This is a genomic window from Kitasatospora sp. NPDC058190 (assembly GCF_042883685.1).
Lineage (GTDB): Bacteria > Actinomycetota > Actinomycetes > Streptomycetales > Streptomycetaceae > Kitasatospora.
The window spans coordinates 58,309-80,500 of record NZ_JBHVVI010000021.1; the positions used below are offsets into that span (position 1 = coordinate 58,309).

The 22,192-nt window shown below is 73.6% G+C and carries 20 protein-coding genes and 1 pseudogene; 13 read left to right on the top strand and 8 right to left on the bottom strand.

Annotated features, from left to right (window positions below; all coding sequences use genetic code 11):
- Positions 1-12: 12 nt before the first annotated feature.
- Both ACFVWU_RS13080 and ACFVWU_RS13085 read left to right on the top strand, forming a co-directional pair.
- Positions 13-504 (top strand): PH domain-containing protein, encoded by a 492-nt coding sequence (locus ACFVWU_RS13080; protein WP_387619053.1) that lies wholly within the window; start codon positions 13-15, stop codon positions 502-504.
- Complete coding sequence (locus ACFVWU_RS13085; RefSeq protein WP_387619055.1) at positions 501-2,075, top strand: PH domain-containing protein; 1,575 nt, start codon at positions 501-503, stop codon at positions 2,073-2,075. The genes ACFVWU_RS13080 and ACFVWU_RS13085 overlap by 4 nt, the downstream gene beginning before the upstream one ends.
- 84 nt (positions 2,076-2,159) lie before the next feature.
- Here ACFVWU_RS13085 and ACFVWU_RS13090 read toward each other — a convergent pair.
- A pseudogene (locus tag ACFVWU_RS13090) lies at positions 2,160-3,163 on the bottom strand (IS5 family transposase).
- Positions 3,164-3,387: 224 nt separating this feature from the next.
- On the opposite strand from ACFVWU_RS13090, the gene ACFVWU_RS13095 reads away from it, so the two are divergent.
- The 3 genes from ACFVWU_RS13095 to ACFVWU_RS13105 all read left to right on the top strand — a co-directional run bounded on the left by ACFVWU_RS13095 (position 3,388) and on the right by ACFVWU_RS13105 (position 6,342).
- Positions 3,388-4,602 (top strand): hypothetical protein, encoded by a 1,215-nt coding sequence (locus tag ACFVWU_RS13095; RefSeq protein ID WP_387619058.1) that lies wholly within the window; start codon positions 3,388-3,390, stop codon positions 4,600-4,602.
- A gap of 91 nt (positions 4,603-4,693) precedes the next feature.
- The gene (locus ACFVWU_RS13100; protein WP_387619061.1) at positions 4,694-5,611 is read left to right on the top strand and encodes an ABC transporter ATP-binding protein; all 918 of its coding nucleotides are present in this window, start codon (positions 4,694-4,696) and stop codon (positions 5,609-5,611) included.
- A gap of 2 nt (positions 5,612-5,613) precedes the next feature.
- Positions 5,614-6,342, top strand: coding sequence for an ABC transporter permease (locus tag ACFVWU_RS13105; RefSeq protein ID WP_387619064.1), 729 nt, complete (start codon positions 5,614-5,616; stop codon positions 6,340-6,342).
- A gap of 57 nt (positions 6,343-6,399) precedes the next feature.
- Here ACFVWU_RS13105 and ACFVWU_RS13110 read toward each other — a convergent pair whose 3' ends face one another.
- The gene (locus ACFVWU_RS13110) at positions 6,400-7,146 is read right to left on the bottom strand and encodes an SDR family NAD(P)-dependent oxidoreductase (RefSeq protein ID WP_387619067.1); all 747 of its coding nucleotides are present in this window, start codon (positions 7,144-7,146) and stop codon (positions 6,400-6,402) included.
- Positions 7,147-7,385: 239 nt separating this feature from the next.
- Here ACFVWU_RS13110 and ACFVWU_RS13115 point away from each other — a divergent pair, with 239 nt between their 5' ends.
- The 4 genes from ACFVWU_RS13115 to ACFVWU_RS13130 all read left to right on the top strand — a co-directional run bounded on the left by ACFVWU_RS13115 (position 7,386) and on the right by ACFVWU_RS13130 (position 12,252).
- A complete protein-coding gene (locus ACFVWU_RS13115; protein WP_387619070.1) occupies positions 7,386-8,537 on the top strand; it encodes a nucleotide disphospho-sugar-binding domain-containing protein in 1,152 nt (383 codons plus the stop codon).
- A 129-nt stretch (positions 8,538-8,666) separates the two neighbouring features.
- Positions 8,667-10,085 (top strand): NDP-hexose 2,3-dehydratase family protein, encoded by a 1,419-nt coding sequence (locus ACFVWU_RS13120; protein WP_387619072.1) that lies wholly within the window; start codon positions 8,667-8,669, stop codon positions 10,083-10,085.
- Positions 10,082-11,065: a Gfo/Idh/MocA family protein gene (locus ACFVWU_RS13125; RefSeq protein WP_387619074.1), complete on the top strand. Its 984-nt coding sequence runs from the start codon at positions 10,082-10,084 to the stop codon at positions 11,063-11,065. Before ACFVWU_RS13120 ends, ACFVWU_RS13125 begins: the two co-directional genes overlap by 4 nt.
- A gap of 32 nt (positions 11,066-11,097) precedes the next feature.
- On the top strand, positions 11,098-12,252 hold the full coding sequence (locus ACFVWU_RS13130; protein WP_387619077.1) for a nucleotide disphospho-sugar-binding domain-containing protein: 1,155 nt from the start codon (positions 11,098-11,100) through the stop codon (positions 12,250-12,252).
- Between the two features lie 18 nt (positions 12,253-12,270).
- Here the strand turns inward: ACFVWU_RS13130 and ACFVWU_RS13135 are convergent, their stop codons facing one another.
- A complete protein-coding gene (locus tag ACFVWU_RS13135) occupies positions 12,271-13,026 on the bottom strand; it encodes an NAD-dependent epimerase/dehydratase family protein (RefSeq protein ID WP_387619080.1) in 756 nt (251 codons plus the stop codon).
- A gap of 204 nt (positions 13,027-13,230) precedes the next feature.
- On the opposite strand from ACFVWU_RS13135, the gene ACFVWU_RS13140 reads away from it, so the two are divergent.
- From ACFVWU_RS13140 to ACFVWU_RS13155, 4 genes are read left to right on the top strand one after another with little or no spacing between them, the layout of a single operon-like run.
- Complete coding sequence (locus tag ACFVWU_RS13140) at positions 13,231-14,472, top strand: nucleotide disphospho-sugar-binding domain-containing protein (RefSeq protein WP_387619083.1); 1,242 nt, start codon at positions 13,231-13,233, stop codon at positions 14,470-14,472.
- Positions 14,473-14,527: 55 nt separating this feature from the next.
- The gene (locus ACFVWU_RS13145; RefSeq protein ID WP_387619085.1) at positions 14,528-15,775 is read left to right on the top strand and encodes a nucleotide disphospho-sugar-binding domain-containing protein; all 1,248 of its coding nucleotides are present in this window, start codon (positions 14,528-14,530) and stop codon (positions 15,773-15,775) included.
- Positions 15,772-17,010, top strand: a complete 1,239-nt coding sequence (locus ACFVWU_RS13150) for a glycosyltransferase (RefSeq protein WP_387619087.1) — start codon at positions 15,772-15,774, stop codon at positions 17,008-17,010. The genes ACFVWU_RS13145 and ACFVWU_RS13150 overlap by 4 nt, the downstream gene beginning before the upstream one ends.
- Before the next feature lie 19 nt (positions 17,011-17,029).
- The gene (locus ACFVWU_RS13155; protein WP_387619090.1) at positions 17,030-18,265 is read left to right on the top strand and encodes a nucleotide disphospho-sugar-binding domain-containing protein; all 1,236 of its coding nucleotides are present in this window, start codon (positions 17,030-17,032) and stop codon (positions 18,263-18,265) included.
- 102 nt (positions 18,266-18,367) lie between these two features.
- Here the strand turns inward: ACFVWU_RS13155 and ACFVWU_RS13160 are convergent, their stop codons facing one another.
- The 5 genes from ACFVWU_RS13160 to ACFVWU_RS13180 all read right to left on the bottom strand — a co-directional run bounded on the left by ACFVWU_RS13160 (position 18,368) and on the right by ACFVWU_RS13180 (position 22,178).
- Positions 18,368-18,808 (bottom strand): nuclear transport factor 2 family protein, encoded by a 441-nt coding sequence (locus ACFVWU_RS13160; RefSeq protein ID WP_387619093.1) that lies wholly within the window; start codon positions 18,806-18,808, stop codon positions 18,368-18,370.
- Between the two features lie 2 nt (positions 18,809-18,810).
- Positions 18,811-19,593 (bottom strand): cyclase family protein, encoded by a 783-nt coding sequence (locus tag ACFVWU_RS13165; RefSeq protein ID WP_387619096.1) that lies wholly within the window; start codon positions 19,591-19,593, stop codon positions 18,811-18,813.
- A gap of 72 nt (positions 19,594-19,665) precedes the next feature.
- A complete protein-coding gene (locus ACFVWU_RS13170; protein ID WP_387619099.1) occupies positions 19,666-20,895 on the bottom strand; it encodes an FAD-dependent monooxygenase in 1,230 nt (409 codons plus the stop codon).
- 42 nt (positions 20,896-20,937) lie between these two features.
- The gene (locus tag ACFVWU_RS13175; RefSeq protein WP_387619102.1) at positions 20,938-21,696 is read right to left on the bottom strand and encodes an SDR family oxidoreductase; all 759 of its coding nucleotides are present in this window, start codon (positions 21,694-21,696) and stop codon (positions 20,938-20,940) included.
- Between the two features lie 224 nt (positions 21,697-21,920).
- Entirely contained in the window at positions 21,921-22,178 is a 258-nt protein-coding gene (locus ACFVWU_RS13180; protein ID WP_387619105.1) for an acyl carrier protein, read from the bottom strand.
- Between the last annotated feature and the right edge of the window lie 14 nt (positions 22,179-22,192).

Sequence of the window (22,192 nt, forward strand, 5' to 3'; positions counted from 1 at the left end):
CGAGGAGACCCGATGATCCCCACGCACGCCGAGCCGGTGCTGCGACCGCCGCGCCACCTGGTCAGCCCACGGGCCGTCCGCTACTGGACGGCCAAGGCGGCCCTGGCCTGGCTGCCGCCGTTGGCCGGCGCGACGGCCGCGACGCTGGCCGGGCCGGTGCCCGGCTGGGCCCTGGCGGCCGTCGCGGTGCTGGCGGCGGCGCACCTCGCGGTGATGCCGCGCTGGCGGTACCGGGTGCACCGCTGGGAGGCCACGCCCGAGGCGATGTACCTCCAGTACGGCTGGTTCAGCCAGGAGCAGCGGATCGCGCCGCTGTCCCGGATCCAGACCGTGGACTCCCACCGGGGCCCGCTGGAGGCGCTGTTCGACCTGGCCAACGTCACCGTCACCACGGCGTCGGCGGCCGGACCGCTGCGCATCGACGGCCTGGACCGGGCCGAGGCCCAGCGCCTGGTCGACTCGCTGACCGAGGCGGCGCAGCGCAGCGAGGACGACGCGACGTGACCGAGGAGACCACCCGGCCGACCGCGGCGGTCGCCCCCGAGCACTGGCACCGGCTCGACCGCCGGATGCTGATCATCCACCCGGTGCAGGAGCTGATCCGCGCGCTGCCGGGACTGTTCATGGTGGTCTTCCTCGGCGGGAAGGGCGAGCACCGGCCACTGTGGGCGTTCGGGGCGACCGCCCTGGTGCTGCTGTTCGGCGTCCTGCGCTGGATCACCACCGGATACGCGATGACGCCACGTCAGATCATGGTCCGGCGCGGGGTGCTGCGCCGCAGTGTGGTGAGCGTCCCGCGCGACCGGGTGCGCTCGGTGGACCTCAGTGCCCCTCCGGTGCACCGGCTGCTCGGGCTGACCAGGATCACCATCGGCACCGGACAGTCCGACCGCAAGGGCGAGGGGCTGCGCCTGGACTCGCTCTCACACGCCGCCGCGGCCGGGTTGCGTGACGAACTGCTCGGCCGTACCCCGGCGCCCGCCGGGCCCGAGGGCGCGCCGACCGACGTGGCGCGGCCCGCCGAGCCCGAGGGCGAGGTGCTGGCCGACTGGCGGCCGGGCTGGCTGCGGATGGGCCCCTACGGCCTGTCCGGGGCGCTGACCGCCGGCGTGCTGCTGACCGTGGTGTTGCGCACGTTCGCCGATTCGCGGATCGACCCGCGCCGTCTGGGGGCGGTCTCCGCCGTGGTCGACGCCCTCGACGGGCTCGCGGTGCCGGCCAGGGTCGCGGTGCTGACGGCGGCCTGCCTGCTGACGGTCGCAGCGCTGTCCACGATCGGCCACCTGCTCGTGTTCTGGCGGTTCCGACTGGTCCGGACGCCGGCGGGGGTGCTCCAGGTCTCCCGGGGACTGGTCAGCCGCCGGGTCACAGCGATCGACGAGACCCGGCTGCGGGGTGTCGAGATCAGTGAACCGCTGCTGCTGCGGCTGGCCGGCGGCGCCCGGTGCATCGGTATCACCACCGGTCTGCGGGTCGGCCGGGGCGCGGAACGCGGCGGCTCGCTGCTGGTGCCCCCGGCCCCGCTGGCCGAGGTGCTGGCCGCCGCCCGGGCGCTGCTCTCCGAGCCGTCCGCGGCGAGCGCGCCGCTGGAGCGCCCGGCCCGGGCGGCCCGACGACGCCGGTACTCCCGGGCACTGGCCGGCTGGACGGTGCTGTCCGCGCTCGGGCTGTGGCTCGCCCCGGAGTGGGCCCAGCCGCTGCCGCTGGTACTGCTGCCGCTCCCGGTGCTGCTCGCGGCGGACCGGGTCCGCGCCCTGGGCCACACCGTGGTCGGGCGAACCCTGGTGGTCCGGCGCGGCTCGCTGGTGCGCCGCCGGTACGCGCTGGACGGTGCGGGCGTCATCGGATGGAACCTGCGCCGCTCGTTCTTCCAGCGCCGGGCCGGGCTGGTCACTCCCACCGCGACCACCGCGGCGGGCCGTCAGAAGCTGTCCGCCCAGGACCTGACGGATCGGCAGGCCATAGCGGTGGTACGCGGGCTGAGCCCCGAGCTGCTCGCTCCCTTCCTGGTCCGCCCGGGCGAGGCCGAGACACCCGCCGGCCGCCCACCCGCCACCCGTCCGGCAGCGGGCTGAAGGATCGGCCGCCCGTCCTCCTGCGCGCCGTCGTGCCGACCCGGCACGGCGGCGCGCACTCCTAGGGCCTGTGTGATGTTGTGATCAACGAGTGGTCGGCAGGAGGGCATCGATCCAGATCATTGAGGCGCGGAGGTGGAGGCCGGCGAGGTAGCTCTCGGGGGTCTTGTCGAACCGGGTGGCGATGCCTCGCCAGGCCTTCAGCTTGTTGATCAGGCGTTCGACGGTGTTCCGTTCCTTGTAGAGCTCGGCGTCGTGGCTGACGGGCCTGCCACCCTTGCTGCCCTTCTTCTTCCGGTTGGCGGCCTGGTCCTTCTTCTCGGGGATGACCGCCTTGATGCGGCGTTTGCGCAGGTGGGCGCGGTTGCCACGGGACGAGTAGGCCTTGTCCCCGGCGACCGCGTCGGGCCGGGTGCGAGGACGGCCGACCGGCACCCGGACCCGTACCTTCTTCAGCACGGGGATGAACTGCGGGCTCTCGGCGGCCTGTCCCTCGGTCAGGACGAGCGCCAGCGGGCGGCACTTGCGCTCGCCGGCGACGTGGATCTTGCTGGTCTGTCCGCCTCTGGAGCGGCCGAGCAGGGCGGCCTTCAGCCGGAGCTTGCGCCGGCGCCGGATTCGTCGTCGTTCCTCCCGCTCCGGGTCCTCTGGGGTGTCCCGCCCGTCTTGTCCTTCCGGGCCTCCCCCTTTTGTCGGGCCTTGTCCGCCTCGTCGGCGGCTTTCTCCAGGGCGTTCATGGTGTCGGAGTCGAGGTGCATCCCGGCGGCGTCGTGGTGGGCTCGCACGGTGGCGGAGTCCACGCTGACCAGGGACAGGTCCACCTCACCCCGCTTCGCGGCCTCCGCGATCAGCCCCTCCAGCAGGGCTTCGAAGACGCCGGCGTCCCTCCAGACCCGAAAGCGACCGTAGACGGTCGGCCAGGGACCGAACTCGGAGGGCATCTCCCGCCACTGGGCGCCGGAGCGGAACCGCCAGATCACTCCCTCGAACTGATCCCGCAGCCGCTGGGGATACGGGCCGTACTCGCCGATCGGCAAGTACGGCTCGATGAACGTCCACTGCTCGTCGGTGAGTTGCCTACGCGTCACACACAACGTCCTACCGGATCCCGCTTCCGGGTAAGCACGAAACCGCAATATTGATCACGACATCACACAGGCCCTAGGTCGGACGGGCTATGGGACGCCGACCGGTCGCACCCCGACACGACCCCGCACGTCACTTCGCCGGATCTCCAGCAGGCCTCAACCGGGACCCGAAGACAGCCCGAAACGCTGTCCGTGTCCCCGAGCCCACACCTGGAGAGGCGCGCATGACCACCGAACCGACCGCATTCCCCGTGGAGTCGCTGATCCTCGCCGCGACGGCGCGGGAGGGGGATCTGCTCCGCCTGATCGACGAGCACGGGCTCGCCGCCTTCGCCGAGGTCCTGGTGGCGGAGACGGCCGGCCGGTGCGACCTGCTGCCGCTGGACCGGGAGATCCCGGTCGGTGTGCGGGTGGTCCACGGCGAGCAGGCCGCGGAGTTCCTGATCACCGTCTCCGCCCGGGGCGCCCACCACGAGAGCGGCGACGCCGCCAAGGGCCACGCCGTGATCGAGACCGAGGCGCTCCCGCTCGCCCGCAGCGTCTACGGGCCGGCGTCCTTCGATGGCATCGCCACCCGGACGGTCACCGTCCGCGCCGAGGCGGCCGAGGAGAGCAGCGAGAAGCCGAGCGAGTTCGGGATCGGCTCCACGGCGCTGCGCCGGGCCGACCGCCCCAACCCGGTCGCGCTGGCCGCCCAGACCGTGAACGCCGCGATGGCCGGACGCGACCGCGACCTCGGGGACCTCGCGCTGCGCTACGGCAGCGACAAGTGGGGTGTCTGGCACTGGTACACCCAGCACTACGACCAGCACTTCGGCCCGCTGCGGCACGAGCCCCTGCGGATCCTGGAGATCGGCATCGGCGGCTACTCCGACCCGGCCGCCGGCGGGGGCTCGTTGCGGATGTGGCGCGGCTACTTCCCGCGCGCGATCGTCCACGGCCTGGACATCTACGACAAGTCCGGCTCGGACGAGCCGCGGATCCGCACCCACGTCGGCAGCCAGGACGACGCCGAGTACCTGCGCCGATTCGCCGAGGAGCACGGTCCGTTCGACATCGTGATCGACGACGGCAGCCACGTGAACGCGCACATCCTGGCCTCCTTCCAGGTGCTGTTCCCGTACGTGCGCCCCGGCGGCTGGTACGCGATCGAGGACATCCAAACCTCGTACTGGCCGCAGTACGGCGGCACCAGCGGCACCCAGGCGGGCACCGGCACCAGCATCGGGCTGCTCAAGGAGCTGCTGGACGGGCTGGAGCACCAGGAGGCCAACCAACCGCGCGGCCACCGGCCGTCGTACACCGACCAGCACGTGGTGGGCCTGCACTGCTACCACAACCTGGCCTTCGTCCAGAAGGGCGTGAACGCCGAAGGCACCGTCCCGGCCTGGGTGAAGCGGACCCCGCTCAGCTACTTCTACCCGAGCCAGGAGTCCTGATCCCGGCGACCGGGGCCGGGACATTTGTCCCGGCCGATCGATGGCTGATACCCCTACTACCCGGCCTGCCCGGAAACCTACGGTGATTGACATGCCGACACAACAGACCGAGGCGGCGGTGACCATCACCGCACTCCACAAGAGCTACGGGAACGTCCGGGCGGTGGACGGGCTGGACCTCGAACTCGCCCACGGATCCACCGTCGCCCTGCTCGGGCCGAACGGGTCCGGGAAGTCCACCACCGTGAACACCCTGCTCGGGCTACTCACCCCCGACTCCGGCTCGATCCGCGTGTACGGCCACGAGCCCGCCGAGGCGGTATCCAAGGGGCTGATCGGGGCGATGCTCCAGCAGGGCGCCTACCCGAACAGCGCCAAGGTCAGGGAGGTGCTGAACCTCGCCCGCAACCTGTACCGCAAGCCGCTGCCGCTGGACCTGCTGGCCGAAACGGCCGACCTCACCGACCTGCTCGACCGCAAGGTCAACAACTTGTCGGGCGGCCAGGTGCAGCGGGTCCGGTTCGCCTTCGCCCTGGCCGGCGACCCGAAGCTGCTGGTCATGGACGAGCCCACGGTCGGCCTCGACGTCGACGCCCGGCAGCTGTTCTGGCGGGGCGTCCGGCGCTTCGCCGCCACCGGCCGCACGGTGCTCTTCTCCACCCACTACCTGGAGGAGGCGGACGCCGCGGCCGACCGGATCGTCGTGATGACCCACGGCAAGCTCGCCGCCGACTCCACCGGCGAGGAGATCAAGCACCGGTTCACCACCCGGACCGTCAGCTTCTCGATCGGGACGGACAGTTCGGAGGGCCTCGACCGGCTGCCCGGCGTGCTGAGCGTCGAGATCCACGGCGAACGGGCCCACCTGCGGACCTCCGACTCCGACGCCACCGTCAACGAGCTGCTCGCCACCCGCGGCCCGGTCCGCGAGCTGGAGCTCTCCGGCGGCAGCCTGGAGGACGCCTTCCTCTCCCTCACCAGCGCGGCCGCCGAGAACCAGGAGGCCTGACAGTGAAGCACTACTTCCTCTTCGAGCTCCAGCGACTCAAGCGCGACCCGCGCTTCCTGGTCCTGACGCTCCTGCTGCCGGTCGCGCTCTACCTCCTGTTCGGCACGGTGGGCGGCCAGCCCCCCGGCCCGGAGGCGGACCGCGCGCACACCCTGTCAATGATCGGCATGGCCTGCTACGCGGCCCTCATGGTCACCGTGACCAACGGCGGCAACATCGCCGCCGACCGGGCGCTCGGCTGGACGGGCCTTCTGCGTACCACCCCGCTGGGGGCGCGCGGCGTGGTGCTCGCCAAGATGGCCAGCGGGCTGGTGCTCTGCCTGCCCTCGATCGTGCTGGTCTACGTGGTCGGCTCGTACACCCAGCACCTGGACCTCGGCTTCGGCACCTGGCTGAGCATCGGCGTGCTCACCTGGATCGGCAGCCTGCCGTTCGCCGTCCTGGCGCTCTCGCTCGGCTACGCCAGCTCGCCGCAGTCGGCCGGGCCGACCGTGATGTCCACCGTGCTGGGACTGTCCGCCCTCGGCGGGCTCTGGATCCCGGTCGACCAGTTCCCCGACGCGCTGAAGGACGTCGCGAAGGTGCTGCCGACCAACCGTTGGGCCTCCATCAGCCAGAACATCGCGCTGGGTGGCGACTTCCACCCGAGTGACGTGGTGGTCCTGCTGGCCTGGACCGCGGGCTTCGTCCTGCTGGCCCGCCTCTGCTACCGGCGAGGGACCCCCGCCTGAGCCGGTGACACGAAGGGCCCGCCCGCTTGGGCGGGCCCTTCGTGTCACCGGGCCGGGTCAGACCAGCGGGGTGCCGGCCAGCCGGCCGCCGTCGGCCACGAACTCCGAGCCGGTGCAGTACGCGGACTCGTCACTGGCCAGGAACAGCGCGAGCGCCGCGACCTCGTCGGCGGTCCCGGTGCGACGCAGCGGCAGGCCACGGGTCAGCCACTGGGTGTTGAGCCTGGGCAGGTCGTTCATCGGGGTATCGATGTGCCCCGGGCAGATCGAGTTGACCCGGATGCCGGACGGGCCGAGCTCCATCGCGGCCGAGCGGGACATCCCGACCACCGCGAACTTGGTGGCGCAGTACGCCGACATCGCGGGCATCCCGGAAAGGCCGCCGATCGAGGCGGTGTTGACGATCGAGCCGCCGCCAGCCGCCCTCATCGCCGGAACCACCGACTTGATGCCGAGGAAGACGCCGATCTGGTTGACCTCCACCACCTCGCGGTAGTCGGCCACCGAGGTGCGCTCCAACGGCTGGTGGCGGACGATGCCGGCATTGTTCACCAGCACGTCGAGCCGACCGTAGGTCTCCCGGGCCAGGGTGACGATCGCGCGCCAGGCGTCCTCGTCGCGGACGTCCAGTTCGCCGTAGCAGGCGTCGGAGCCGAGCTCCTCGGCCAACGCCCGGCCCTCCTCGTGCCGGATGTCACCGAGCACGACCCTGGCCCCCTCGCGCACGAACAGGCGCGCCTCGGCGGCCCCCTGGCCGCGGGCGGCGCCCGAGATGAGTGCGACCTTGCCGGTGAGACGCCCCATGGCCGCGTCCGTCCTTCCCCCTGGCCCGACCCGGACCGGGCCGGCGCAACCACGCCCCCGGCCGTTGGGCCAGGGGCCTTCCCGGCGAATCTAGCCAGTCCCCGCCGTCCGGTGAAGGCCCGTCAGGGGCGCGTCAGACAGTCGAGAGCGAGCCTCCACGCGTTCTCCAGCAGTGCTCGGGCCGAGGCCATGCGGGCCGCTGATAGGCAGGACGCATCGCCGTCCTGAGGAGTCGTGAAATGCGCGTACTGGTGACCACTTCGGCCCTGGAAGGGCACTACTTCCCGATGGTGCCGCTGGCCTGGGCGCTGCGCTCGTTCGGCCACGAGGTGCTGGTCAGCGCTCCCGAGGGGTTCTCGGACGCGATCGCCCGCACCGGCCTGTCCGCGGCCGGGTTCGCCCCGCCGGTGGAGTTCGACCGGTTCATGCTGCACGACCGCGAGGGCCGGCCCCTCGCCCCACCGCGCGACCCGCGCGACCGCAAGGAGCACGGCGGGCGGGCCTGGGGCCGGCTGGCGGCCCTGTTGCTGGACCGCACGCTCGATCTGGTCGAGGCGTTCCGGCCGGACCTCGTCATCTGCGAGCCGAACGACTTCGCCGGCCCGCTCGCGGCCGCCCGGCACGGGGTGCCGTGGGTCGAGCACGGCTGGGGCATCATGGGCATGCCCGAGTTCCGGCCGTTCGTGGAGCTGGAGCTGGCCCCCGAGCTGGCCCGGCTGGGCCTGCCCGCACTGCCCGACCCCGACCTGCGGATCGACACCTGCCCGCCGGGGCTGCGCACCGGCCCGGAGCCCGAGGGCCTGCCGATGCGGTACGTGCCGTACAACGGCACCGGCAGCGCGCCCGACTGGGTGTTCACCGAACGCGCCAGGCCTCGGGTGTTCGTCACGCTGGGCGGGGTGCTGCCCCGACACGGCCGCCGGGACTTCCGCGGCATGCTCCGTGAGTGGACGGAGGCACTGCCGTCCCTCGGTGTCGAGGTGGTGGTCGGTGTCGCCGACGACCTCACCGGGATGTGGCGGCCGCTGCCGGACGGCGTCCGGGCGGCCGGCTGGTTCCCGCTGGGCCTGGTGCTGCCCAACTGCGACCTCGTGGTGCACCACGGCGGGGTCGGATCCACCATGACCACGGCGCTGGCCGGGCTGCCGCAGCTGATCACCCCGCAGCTGGTCGACCAGTTCGAGAACGCCCGCCGGATCGTCGGGGTCAAGGCCGGACTCTCGCTCCAACCGGACGAGTTGAGCACCGAGAACGTCCTCGACCGGTGCCGGGAGCTGCTGGCCGACGACAGCTTCGCCGCCCGCGCCCGGGAGATCGCCGCAGGCAACGCCGAGCAGCCCACCCCGGCCGAGCTGGCCGGCGAACTGGAGCGGTTCGCCATCCGCGGATGACCGACCGGGCCGGCCGGGCCGGCGACCGACCGATCCACCCGCCCGCACTCGACCGGTCCTCGATTCCCCGGCCCCAGCATCGACTCACCATCGCCCGCGTGCACTGGCGCGCACCAGGGAGGACGTCCCGTGACATCCATCGCAGGTATGGCCCCGCCGCCCGCCGAGGCCGGACCATGGAGCCCGACCGCCCGCTTCACCGCCTCGGCCCTCGCCGCCGGACGCGGACTGCACCGGACGGAGGAGGTGCACGCGTGGCTCGCCGACCGAATGGCCGTGCACACCTTCGCCGTCACCCCGATACCCTTCGCCGAGCTGGACCAGTGGACCGCGCAGCCGGGGACCGGGAACCTTGCCCACGCCAGCGGCCGGTTCTTCAGCGTCGAGGGCCTGCGGGTGAAGACCGACTACGGGCCCGTCCCGGAGTGGTCGCAGCCCATCGTCAACCAACCCGAGATCGGCATCCTCGGGATTCTGGTCAAGGAGTTCGACGGGGTCCTGCACTGCCTGATGTCCGCCAAGATGGAGCCGGGCAACGTCAACCTCCTCCAGATCTCCCCGACCGTGCAGGCCACCCGCTCCAACTACACGCGGGCACACCGGGGTTCGGCCACCGCTTACCTGGAGTACTTCCTCGACCGGGTGCCCGGCAGCCGCGTCCTGGTGGACGTCCTGCAGTCCGAGCAGGGCGCGTGGTTCCACGGCAAGCGCAACCGCAACATGGTGGTGGAGATCGAGCACGACATCGAGATCGGGCCCGACTACTGCTGGATGACCTTCCACCAGCTCTTCGAGCTGCTCTCGCACGACAACCTGGTCAACATGGACGCCCGCACGGTGCTGTCCTGCGTCCCGTTCGCCCCGCCCGGCACCGACCCGCTGAACCCCTCCGGGCCGAACCCGCTCGGCCACGCCGAACTGCTCAGCTGGTTCACCGAGGCCCGGACCCGGTACTTCCTGGAGGCACACCAGGTGCCGCTGAACGACGTCCGGGGCTGGCACCGGACCGCCACCGAGATCGCCCACGACGAGGGCCGGTACTTCCGGGTGATCGCCGTCTCGGTGGCCGCCACCGGCCGCGAGGTCGCCTCCTGGACCCAGCCGCTGATCGCCCCGTGCGAGGACGGCCTGGTCGCGATGTACGTCCGACGGGTCGCCGGGGAGCTCCAGGCGCTACTGCACATCCGGGTCGAGCCCGGCTACCGCGACACCATCGAGCTGGCCCCGACCGTGCAGGCCACGGTCTCCAACTACACCGGGCTGCCACCGGAGAGCTGGCCGCCGCTGCTGGCCATGGCGGTGGACGCCGACCCGGCGTCGATCATCTACGACACACTGCTCTCCGAGGAGGGAGGGCGCTTCCACCACGCGCTGAACCGCTACCGGGTGATCGAGGTCGACGAGTCCTTCGAGCCGCCCGCGTCCACGGACTTCCGCTGGGTGCCGGTCGGCCTGCTCACCGAGCTGCTGCGGCACAGCCACTACGTCAACGTCCAGGCGCGCAGCCTGGTCGCCTCGCTGCACAGCCTCTGGGCGGTGCGGCGATGACGGTGCGGATCGGCGTGCTCGGCACCGCCTCGATCGCCTGGCGGCGCACCCTGCCCGCCTTCGCCGAGGTGCCGGGCCTGGAACTGACCGCGGTGGCGAGCCGGAATCCGGCCTCGGCCGAACGGTTCACCGAGCGCTTCGGCGTCCCCGTCGTCGACGGCTACCAGCGGTTGCTGGACCGTCCGGACGTGGACGCGGTGTACGTGCCGCTGCCGACCGGCCTGCACCACGAGTGGGTCGCCCGGGCGCTGCGGGCCGGCAAGCACGTGCTGGCCGAGAAGCCGCTCACCGGCTCGGCCGGGCACACCCGCGAGCTGGTCGCCCTGGCCGGCGAGCGCGGCCTGCTGCTCCGGGAGAACCTGATGTTCACCCACCACCACCGGCACGACGAGGTGCGCCGGCTGCTCGCCGACGGTGCGATCGGCGAACTCCGCTCCGTCACCGCGGTGTTCGGCATCCCGCCGCTCCCGGCCGCGGACGTCCGCTACCGCCCCGAACTCGGCGGCGGCGCGCTGCTGGACGTCGGGGTCTACCCGGTGCGCGCCGCCCGGCTGCTGCTCGGGGACGACCTGCGCGTCGTCGGCGCCCACCTACGCACCGCCGGCCCCGACGGCGTCGACGTGGCCGGCGTCGCGCTGCTCGCCAATCCCGACGGGGTCACCGCCCAGCTCGCGTTCGGCTTCGAGCACCACTACCGCAACGCCTACGAGGTCTGGGGCAGCACCGGCCGGATGGTGGTGGACTGGGCGTTCACCCCGCCGGCCGACCACGAGGGGGGCATCCGGATCGAGCGCCCGGACGGCGTCGAGACCGTGAAGCTCGCCGCGGACCACCAGTTCCGCAACATCGCCGCCGCGTTCGCCCGCGACCTCGCCGCGGCCGGCGGCCCGGAGCGGCCCGCCACCTGGGCCGCCTCCGACCAGGACCTGCTGCGCCAGGCCGAGCTGGTGGACGCCGTACGCGCCGCGGCGCAGGCCTGACGCCCGCCACCCCACCGAAGGGAAGCCCCACCATGCGCCTGCTGTTCGCCACCTCGGCGGTGCCCACGCACCACTTCACCATGCTGCCGTTCGCCTGGGCCGCGCTGGCGGCCGGGCACGAGGTGTGCGTCGCGGCCGGGCCGGAGCTGGCCGCCACCGCCGCCCGCTCCGGCCTGCCGGTGGTGCCGGTCGGCCCGCCAGGCGAGTTCGACCGGCGCAACCAGGAGCTGCTGGACCGCGCCCGGACCAGCGGCGGCGCGGTGCGCTACGACCCGAAGTCGGCCTACTGCGAGGTCGCCGCCGCCATGCTGGACGAGCTGGTGGCACTCGCCCGGCGGTGGCGTCCGGACGTGGTGGTGTGGGACCCGGCCTGCTTCGCCGCGCCGGTCGCCGCGGTCGTGGTCGGCGCCCTCCCGGTCCGCTACCTGTGGGGCGTCGACATCGTCGGTCGCGGCGCCACCCTCACCGAGCGCCTCCCGGAGTCCTTCGGGGAGCTCTACGCCCGGTACGGGCTGGACCGCCCGGGCGACCCGCACTGGTGGACCCTGGACCCGACCCCGCCGGCCACCTGGCCGGTCCACGGACCTCGGCGCTCGGCCGTCCGGTACGTCCCGCACAGCCCGTACGGGCAGGTGCCCGAGTGGCTTTACGCGGCACCCGAGCGGCCCCGGGTGGTGGTGACCTTCGGGACCACCACCAGCTCGGAGCACTTCGCGGGCGGCTCGGAGTTCACCCGCTCCCCGTTGATGAGGGCGGCCCTCGGTCTGGACACGGAGCTGCTGCTGGTCGTCCGGCCGGGCGAGGAGGAGCAGTTCGCGGGCCTGCCCGGGCACGTGCGGCTGGTGGCCGGCGCGCCCCTGTCGGCGGTGCTTCGCGGCGCGTCAGCGGTCGTCCACCACGGCGGGAACGGCACGCTGCTGCACGCCTCCTTCGCCGGGGTGCCGCAGCTGATCCTGCCCGGTTCGCCGGAACAGCGGTTCTCCACCGAGCAGTTCGCCGGCTACCGCTCGGTGCGCCGAGACGACGCGGCCACCGCCACTGCGGAGTCGCTCGGCGACCACCTGGCCGGGCTGCTCACCCCCGACGCGCGCGCGGCGGCCGCCGGACTGCGCCGGGAGATGCTCAACGCGCCGACCCCGGCGGCCCTGCTGCCGACCCTCCGGCTGGCGGCCGCGGGTCGGCGCTGAACGGACCCGCCAGGACACTCAACTCCCGCTCACCACAGCGCGGTCCGCCGCCAGCCGGGTATCCAGCACGGCGCGGAAGTAGTCCGGCCCGAAGCCGAGCCCGCGCACCCCGGGGACCAGCCGGTGCAGCTTCGCCACACTGATCACCCCGGGGTCGGCCCGGTCCACCCACTCCAGCTCGGCGGTCAGCCCCAGCCGGCGCTCCAGGTGCGCGATGATCGCCTCCACCGGCACCGGGTGCCCCGAGGCCACGTTGACCACCTCGCCGCGCACGCCCGCCGTCAGCAGCGCGTCGGTGATCCACACCATGTGGTCGACGTCCAGCAGGTCCCGCTGCGCCTCGCGCCAGACCCGCACCCGCCCGGTGCGCAACTGCGCGACCAGCGAGGGGATCAGCTGCCAGGGCTGCTGGTGCGCACCGACCAGGTGGGAGAGCCGCAGCACCAGGTGGTCCACGCCGGAGTCGGCCAGCAGCCGCTCCAGGCTCAGCTTGTGCCGGGCGTAGCGGGTGGCCGGGACGGCCTCGTCCTCACGCCCCGCACAGCCCGCGGCGGCGTACACCCCGGAGGAGGCGGTGGAGAGGAACACCACCTGCCGGCCGTCCCGGCGGCCCGCGTCGATCGCGTCCTCCAGCAGCTCCCGCTCACGCCGGAAGTCCGTCTCCCCGGCCGTCGTGGTCCGAGAGACGCCTGCGGCCAGCAGCCGGACGCCGGGGTGCCGGTCGGCGATCGCGGCCACGTGTTGAGCGATGAATCCCCGTCCGATGATCTCCATGTGACAGCTCCTCGTGATGCGTCCCGGACGGGCCCACGCGGGGGACGCCCGGACCCGCGGCCGACGCTAGGAAGCGCGCCTCGAAGGCTGCTGCAATCCGGTTGGAGGTAGCCGCAGTTACCCCTCCAGCGGTGCTCGAGCCGCCACCCCGAGGCTGGGCCCGGGCCGGTGCGGCCCGATCAGGACGGAAGGGGGAACCGACCAATGCGGGTGCTGTTCACCACGGTGGACTGGACCGGGCACCTTTACCCGATGGTGCCGCTCGGCTGGGCGCTGCAGGCCGCCGGGCACCAGGTACGGGTGCTCTGTTCGTCCGGGGTGGCCCGGGCCGCCGAACAGGCGGGGCTCGTCCCGCTGCCGCTGCTGGAGAACACCGGCGTGGTGCAGGCGCGGATGAACAACCACCTACGGGCCCGCGAGGGCCTCAGCCGGGCCGCCGGGCTCCCGCCGGTGCACCCGCTGACCGGGCAGCCGATGGCGAGCCTCGACGAGTTCGACCTGGACGGCTTCCTGCGAGGGGCCACCGCGCTCAACTCCCGCTGGCTGGAGCGCCGCGGGCGGCTGCTCGCGGAACTGGCCACCGGCTGGCAGCCGGACCTGGTGGTGCACGACCTGGCCAGCCTGGACGGACGGATCGTCGCCGATCACGCCGGCGTCCCCGCGGTCGCCCACCTGTGGGGCCTGGTCGCCGACGCGGAGACCGAGGACCGGATGGACTACCGGCCCGAGCGGATCGACGCCGACTTCGCCCACTTCGAGCTGCGCGGCACCGGCGCCGAGGTCCGCCACCTGATCGACCCGACCCCGAACACCCTCGCGCCGCCGACCAGGGCCGCCCGACTGGCGACCCGCTTCGTCCCGTACAACGGGCCCGGCCGGCTGCCGGACCGGCTGCGCCGCGATCCGCTGCCGCCCACCGACCGGCGCCGGGTCTGCGTGGTCTGGGGCACCTCGGTGACCAAGGTGTACGGCCCCGACTCCTTCCTGGTGCCCCGGCTGGTCGAGGCCCTGCGCGGCCTCCCGGACGTGGAGGCACTGCTCGCCGTGACCACGGAGGACGCCGCCCGGCTGGGCGGACTACCGGACAACGTCCGACTGTTGGAGCAGACCCCGCTGCACCTGCTGCTGCCTTCATGCCACGCGGTGATCCACAACGGCGCCGCCGGATCGGCGATGACCGCGCTGGCGGCCGGGGTGCCGCAGCTCGCCATCGCGGTCTCGGACGAGCAGTACGGCAACGGCGCCCGGATCGCCGCCGCGGGTGCCGGTCTGGTGCTGGACGGCCCGGGCAGCACCCCGCAGGACCTCCGCGAGGCCGTCCGACGGCTGGTCACCGACCCCGGGCTGACCGCGGCCGCAGACCTGATCGGCCGGGAGAACGCGGCCCGCCCAGCCCCGGTCTCCCTGGTGCCCCGGCTGGAGGCGCTGGCCGCCGGCATCCCCTGAGCCGGCCCCGGCCGGCCCCGTAGAACCCCCGTCACGACACAGGAGCCCCAAGCGCATGCGTGTGATGTTCGCCGTCTCCGACTACCTGCCGCACTACTTTCCGATGGTCCCGCTGGGCTGGGCGCTGCAAGCGGCCGGCCACGAGGTCCGGGTGGTCTGCGGCACCGCCCAGCAGAGTCACGTCGAGGGAGCGGGCCTCTCCCCGGTCCCGGTCCTGGAGGACGTCAACATGCTGATGTGGGCCCGCCTCGGCCTGCACCAGGCCGTCCGGGCCGGCACCGCGCCGGCCGAGCTCGAACTGCCTCTGGTCCACCCGGAGACCGGCGCCGAACTCGGGCATCCGGACGAGTTCGACGTCGACGCCTTCATCCGCTCGATCCGCGGCCCCGAGGCCGGCAAGGCCGGGCGCCGGATCAACGCGATGGTCGACTTCGCCCGGGATTGGCGCCCCGACCTGGTCCTGCACGACCTGCTGCACTTGGACGGCGTGGTGCCCGCCCGGGTGCTGGGCGTGCCCGCGCTCTGCCACCTGACCGGCCCGATCGGCACCGAGGAGACCGGTTGGGGGCTGGACTTCGTCCCGCAGCACTACAGCCGTGAGTTCGAGCGGCACGGCATCACCGCGACCGGGCGCGCGCTGATCGACCGGGTGATCGACATCTGCCCCGCCGACCTCGCCCCGCCGACCGCCGCGGAGCGGCTGCCGCTGCGCTACGTGCCGTACAACGGCCCCGGCGGGATGGACCCGTGGATGGCCCGGCCCGCCGAGCGGCCGCGCGTGGTGGTGATGTGGAGCAACACCCTGCCGCACCTGTACGGCGCCCGCTCCTTCGCCGTCCCGATGATCCTCGACGCGCTCGCCGGGCTCGACGTCGACGTGGTGCTCACCATGAACGCCGCCGGCCTCGCCAAGACCGGCCCGCTGCCGTCGAACGTCACCGTGGTCGAGCACTGCCCGCTCCACCTGCTGATGGCGACCGCCGACCTGCTGGTGCACAGCGGCGGCGCCGGCGGGCTGCTCACCGCCACCGCACACGGCCTGCCCCAGCTCGTGGTGGCCTTCGGGGCCGAGTACCGGGCCAACGGCGAACGGATCGAGGCCGCGGGCGGCGGCCGCCTGCTGTCCGGCCCGCGGACCGACGCCGAGGAACTGCGCCGCAGCGTGCGGGCGCTGCTGGAGGACCCGTCGCACCGCCGTGGCGCCGAGAAGCTGCGCGACCAGAACCTCGACCGGCCCAGCCCGGCCGACTTGGTGGAGACCCTGGAGCGGATCGCCGCCGGCCCCGAGGGCGCGGCCCGATGAAGGTCGCCCTCACCGTCTCGGACTACGCCGGGCACTACTACCCGATGATCCCGCTGGCCCTGGCCCTCCGGCGGGCCGGCCACCGGGTCACCGTGCTGTGCGGCGAGGGGCACGCCCGCCAGGTGGAGGCGCTGGGCCTGCCCGCCGTGGGCTGCGGCACCGACGTCGACACCGTGGTCCAGGCCCGGCTCGGCGTCTACCTCGACGCGCTGGCCGGCCGGGTCCACCACCCGGGCCTGCCGCTGCTCCACCCGCTCACCGGCGCCGAACTCGACGACCTGGACGGCTTCGACTGGCCCGCCCACGCCCCGGTGCACGCGGCCGCCGAGGCCGATCGGGGCCGCACCCGCGCCCAGGCGGTGGCCGGCTTCGCCCGAGCCGAGCGCCCCGACCTCGTGCTGCACGACCTGCTCTCCCCGGAGGGCCTGCTCGCCGCCCATCTGGCGCAGGCCCCCGCGGTCTGCCACCTCTGGGGCCCCACCGGCACCGACGAGACCTCGCACGGCCTCGAGGCGCTCTCGCCCGACCTGCCGGCCCCGGCCCGCGAGCGGCTCGGCATCCCCGCCGAGGCCGACCTGCTGCGGTACGTGGTGGACCCGTGCCCGCCGCAGGTCGCCCCGCGCACCCGCGCCGAACGGCTCGCCGTCCGCTACGTCCCGTACGAGGGCGCCCGGCCGGACGGCCCGCCGCCCGCACCGAACGGCCGGCCCCGGGTCTGCGTGGTGTGGAGCAACTCACTGACCCGGATCTTCGGCCGCGGATCCTTCGTCGTCCCGCGGATCCTGCGGGCGCTGTCCGGGCTCGGGCTCGACGTGGTCGCGGCGCTGTCCGACGAGGACGCCGCACTGCTCGGCCGGGTGCCCGACGACGTCCGGGTGCTGCGCGGGCACCGGCTCAGTCGACTACTGCCGGGCAGCGCCGCGGTGATCCACCACGGCGGCGCGGGCTGCGCGATGACCGCCCTGGCGGCCGGGGTGCCGCAGCTGGCACTGCCGTTCGGGCAGGAGCAGGCGCTGATCGCCGAGCGCATCGCCGCCTCCGGCGCGGGCGTGGCGCTGCGCGGCAGCGCGGCGGACGCCGGGGCGATCACCGGCGCCGTCGACGAACTGCTCGGCGCGCCGTCCTACCGGCAGCGTGCCGCCGCGCTCGGCGCGGCCCACAGCGAGCGTCCCACCCCCGACGAGCTGGTCCCGGTGCTGGCCGAGTTGGCCGCCGACCGGGTGTCCCTGCGATAACCGACTGGAGTACCCGACCGTGCGCATCCTGTTCGCCGTCTCCGACTACCCGGCGCACTACTTCCCGATGGTTCCGATGGCCTGGGCCCTGCAGTCCGCCGGCCACGAGGTCCGGGTGGTGTGCAGCCCCGAGGAGGCGGGCTCGGTCAGCCGGGCCGGCCTCGTCCCGGTGCCCCTCCTGGACGGCCCCGACATGCTCGTCCGGGGCCGGATCTTCCACTACTTCGCCGCCCTCGGCGAGGGGGCCGACCGTTCCCTCGGCATGCCGCTGCACCCGGTCACCGGCCGGGTGCTGGAGAAGCTCTCGGACTTCGACTGGCCCCGCTACAAGCGGGAGAACCAGCAGCGCAACCTCACCGCGATCCGCCGGAGCCTCGACGACACCGTCGAGTTCGCCCGGCAGTGGCGGCCGGACTTCGTACTGCACGACCTGATGAGCCTCGAAGGCGTGCTGGCCGCCCAGGTGCTGGGCCGGCCGGCGCTGTGCCACCTGTGGGGGCCGGTCGGCCCGGCGGAGGACGAGCCGGGCGCCACGCTCGTCCCGCAGGACCACACCGAGAGCTTCGCGCGGCACGGCGTCGGCCCGATGGGCCCCGAGCTGGTCGGGCGGATCATCGACCCCTGCCCGCCGTCGATCGCCGCGCCCTTCACGGGCGAGCGGCTGCCGGTCCGCTACGTCCCGTACAACGGCCCGGGCGCCGCGGCCGCCGCCGGCCTGGGCGGCCGCGGTCGCCGGCCGCGGATCTGCGTGATCTGGGGCAACTCGCTGGCCGGGCTGCTGGGCCCGCGCTCCTTCCTCGTGCCGAGGATCGCCGCCGCGCTCGGCGGGCTGGACGCCGAGGTGCTGCTGGCCTGCGACCCGGCGGCGCTGACCGACGAGGAGCGGGCGGTGCTGCCCGGCAACGTCCGGGTGCTCGGCTACGCCCCGCTCGGTCTGCTGCTGCCGACGTGCGACGCGGTGGTGCACCACGGCGGCGCGGGCGGGGGCATGACCGCGGCCGCCGTCGGCGTCCCGCAGCTGGCGCTGCCGTTCACCGTGGAGCAGTCGGTCAACGCGCGCCGGATGGCGCGGAGCGGCGCCGCGCTGGCGCTGGACGGCAGGACCGCCGACGAGGCGGCCATCCGGGCCGCGGTCGAGTCCCTGCTGGACGCCCCCGGCCACCGCGCGGCCGCCGCCGCGCTGAGCGCCGAGATCGCCGACCGCCCGAGCCCGGCCGAGCTGGCGCGCGAGCTGCTGGCGGCGGCCGCCGTCTGACCCGTCCGCCGCTCGGGCGGAAGCAGCGCGAAGGCCCCGGACTCCCGCTCCAGCGGTGGTCCGGGGCCTTTCGGCGGGCCATTCCGGGTGGTTGACGCCCCGTCAGTCCAGGTCGTCGCGGGAGACCCGGCGCTCGCGGATCAGCAGCGCGCCGTCCTCGACGACGAACACGTCCTCGCAGACGCAGCTGAGGTGCAGCCGGGCCTGGCCCCCGCGCGGGGTGACGATGATCTGCGCGTAGCACCGCACGAGGACGGTGCCGTCCTCCCGCGGGTACACCGCAACCATGCCGTGCCAGTGCCGGCGCTGCTCACCCTTCCCCCGGTACTCGGCGTGCGCCCGCTCGACGCCGGCCACCAGCGCCGCCCGGCCGCGCAGCGGCTCGGGGGCGTTCGGCGGGAAGAAGGCGCCGTCCTCGGTGAAGTCCCCGGCCCACTCAGCCGCCTTGCCCTCGTCCAGCAGATGGAAGTGCCGGGCGTAGAACTGTTCGATCCCGGCCCGCAGTTCGACGAGTCCGGCCGGTGCGGTGAAGAGCTGTCCCATGATCAGTCCTCGTCCCCGAAGACGGCGACGGCGCGGGTCCAACCGGCGCCGGCGCCGGCCACCTTGAACGGGAAGCAGACCACGGTGAAGCCGAACGGCTTCGGCAGGGACTCCAGGTTGGCCAGGCGCTCGATGTGGCAGTACTCGCGCTCGCGGCCGAGGAAGTGGGCCGGCCACAGCACGTCCCGGTCCTGGGTCTGGTGGTAGCGGGTGATCATGTCACCGAACGGCGCGTCCACGCTGAACGCGTCGGTGCCGATCACCTTGACGCCGTAGTCGAGCAGCAGCTCGGTGGCGGAGCGGTCCAGGCCTACGAACTCCGAGAAGTACATCGGGGTGCCGATCCACTCGGAGGCGCGGGTGCGCAGCAGGGCGATGTCCATCGGCTGCGGGGTATAGCCGATGCGGTCCAGCTCGGCCTTCACGTACTCCGCGTCGGCGACCTGCTCCTCGACCCGGGTGAGGTCGAGCACGAAGCCGGGGCGGTGGAACCAGTCCAGCGGGAGCTGGTCGATGGTGCGCGGGACACCGTCCCCGTACGTGACGGAGGAACCGTAGTGCGAGGGGGCGTCCACGTGGGTGCCGGTGTGCGAGGTCAGCTTCAGGGTGTCGATGGAGAGGAGCTCGCCGTTCGGCAGGTCGGCGGGCGAGATCTCCAGGCCGAACTCCTTCATCTCCTCGGCCATGTGCGCGGCGCCCTCGGCCGGGGTCATGATCTCGTGGGTCACCGGGTCCGGCTCCCAGGCCTGGGCGTCGACGGCCACCGAGATGTCGATGATCTTCATACTGGGTACTCCCGAATGGTCAGAATGGGTCGATCGTGCGAAGTGACGCGGTCGTGGTGCCGCGGCCCGGAGTCAGGCCGCCGCGAAGAGATCGGTGCGGACCCGGATGTCCGGATTGCCGAAGGCGATCCGGCGGGTGATCCGGGCACCGATCGGGGACCGGCCGATCAGTCCGGCCACCGCCGGGCGGATCAGGTCGGCCACCGGGTTGGGCTCGGCGAACATGCCCTTGGCCTGCATCTTCTGCATCTTCAGGACGCGCTCGATGTCGGGCCGCCGAGCTCGTTCGAAGGCGGACAGGGCCTCGGCGCCGACGTCGCCACCGTCCAGGGCCCGCAGCACCACGGGGTGCGCGAGCACCGCGTCCTGCAGGGCCAGGTTGATGCCCTGGGCGCCGAGCGGGCCCAGGGTGTGAGCGGCGTCGCCGATCAGCAGCAGCCCGTCCGCGGCCCAGCGCTCGGCCGAACCGGCGAAGACGTCCAGCAGCGTCAGCTGCTTGGTGGAGTCGAGCTGCTCCTCGATCAGCGCGGCCTGCTCGGGCAGCGCTGCGCACAGCCGCGCCCGCACCGCCGGCAGGCCCTCCCGGGCCAGCTCGTTGTAGCTGCCGTGCGGCAGGCTCCAGCCGATCTGGAGGCGGTCCGGATGGGAGTCGTGGACGATCACGGCGCTGCCGCCGGTGCGGAAGATCCGCACCTTGCCGGTGGCCCCGCCCGGGGCGTTCAGCTTGAACCAGAGCACGTCCTGCTTGAAGACGTCCAGCCGGCCGGCGTCGATCCGGGCGAGCCGGCGCGCCTTGGAGTAGCGGCCGTCAGCGGCGACCACGAGCCGGGCGTCCACCTGGACCGGCCCGTCGGGGGCCGCGGCCACCACGCCGGTCACGGCGCCGCCGCGGCCCTGGACCAGCTCCCGCAGGGGGTGCCCGGCCAGGTTCCGGAAGGTGTCGAACTCCTCACAGGCGGCGAGCAGTTCGGCCAGCAGATGGTGTTGCGGCAGGCTCAGCAGCCGGTTGTGCGGGGCGGGCAGGCGGGTGTAGTCGATGTCCATCAACACCCGCTTCCGATCGCACAGTTGGAAGCCGGTCAGCTCGCAGCCGCCGCGCCGGCGGATCGCGTCGAGCACTCCCAGCGCCTCGAGCACCGCCAGGCCGCCCGGTTGCAGGATCTCGCCGCGGTACTCGCGCTCCAAGGACTTGGCACGCTCCACCACGGCCACCCGCGCGCCGGAGCGGAGCAGCAGCAGGGCCAGCGCCAGCCCCGCCGGACCGCCGCCCACCACGCAGACGTCCGTATCGATCCCGTTCACCCGTCTCAGTCCTCCGTCAAAGGTTCCCGCCCGTCGCGGGCTTCATGGCGCGAGCAGGCCCTGCCCGCCGTCCACCGTGATCGTCTGGCCCCGGATCCAGCCGGCCGCCGGGCCGCAGAGCAGTTCCACCACCCCGGCCACGTCGTCCGGCACGGTGAGCCGGCCGGACGGCGAGCGCCGGGCCATCTGCTGCTCCTGCGGGGTGGGTTCGCCGCCCTTGGCGAGCTTGGCGGTGGACACCGCGTTGACTGCGACGTCCCGGGCGGCGAACCCGACCGCCAGGTACCGCACCAGGCTCTCCAGCGCCGCCTTGGCGACGCCGCCGGCCAGGTAGCGGGGGACCACCGCGCGGGCCCCGATGCTGGAGACCGCGATGATCCGGCCGCCCGCGGGCATCAGCCCGGCCACGGCTCCGGCGGTGTGGAGCAACGGGTCCAGCGCGGTCGCCAGGTCCGCGTGCACGCCCACCGGGTCGGGCTCGCCGGGGGTCATCGGGTGCAGCGACGAGACGTTGTGGACGAGGATGTCCAGCCGCCCGTCCTGCTCCCCGATCCGGTTCAGCAGGGCGGCCAGCTCGGCCCGGTCGGTCACGTCCGCCCGGGCCGGGACGACCCGGCCGGGCAGCCCGGCCAGCTCGGCCTCGGCCGCCGCCGCGTCCTGCTCGCTGTGCGCGTAGTTGAGGTGGACCGTGGCCCCGGCCGCCGCCAGCCGGCGGGCGATGGCCAGGCCGAGGCCCCGGGTGGCGCCGGTGACCAGCGCCACCCGGCCGTCGAGTCGGCCCGCGCTCGATTCGCTCTGCACTGTGCTCGCCTCTCCTGGTCGCGCGCGGGTGTCACCGCACGGGGTGTCGCTGGGTGGGTGTCCCGGGCGCACGGGGGTGTCACCGGATGCGCCGTGCTGTGACCGATGCATCGTGATGTCGCTGATGCGCGGGGACGTCACCGCGCGGGCCGGTGCTCCCCGGCTGGACAGGAGGCTGTCAGCGCCGCCTCGAAACCGGCTCGAGGATCCGTGGCGAGCGGCTGTCAGCCGACCTGGGCCGCCAGCGCCTCGTTGACCATCGCCAGCAGCCCGCCGACCGTCGCGGCCTCGGTGACGAGGCTGTCCGGCAGGCTGACGTCGAACTCGCGCTCGATCCGGGTGGCGGTCTCCAGCAGCGCCAGCGAGTCGATGTCCAGCTCGGCGAAGCCGCGGTCGAGGATGTCGCCGTCGAAGAGGCCCTCTCGCTCCCCGACGCCCTCGCGCATGATCCGGCGCAGGTCGTCGACGGTGATCTCGGTCATGGTGCTCCTTGCTC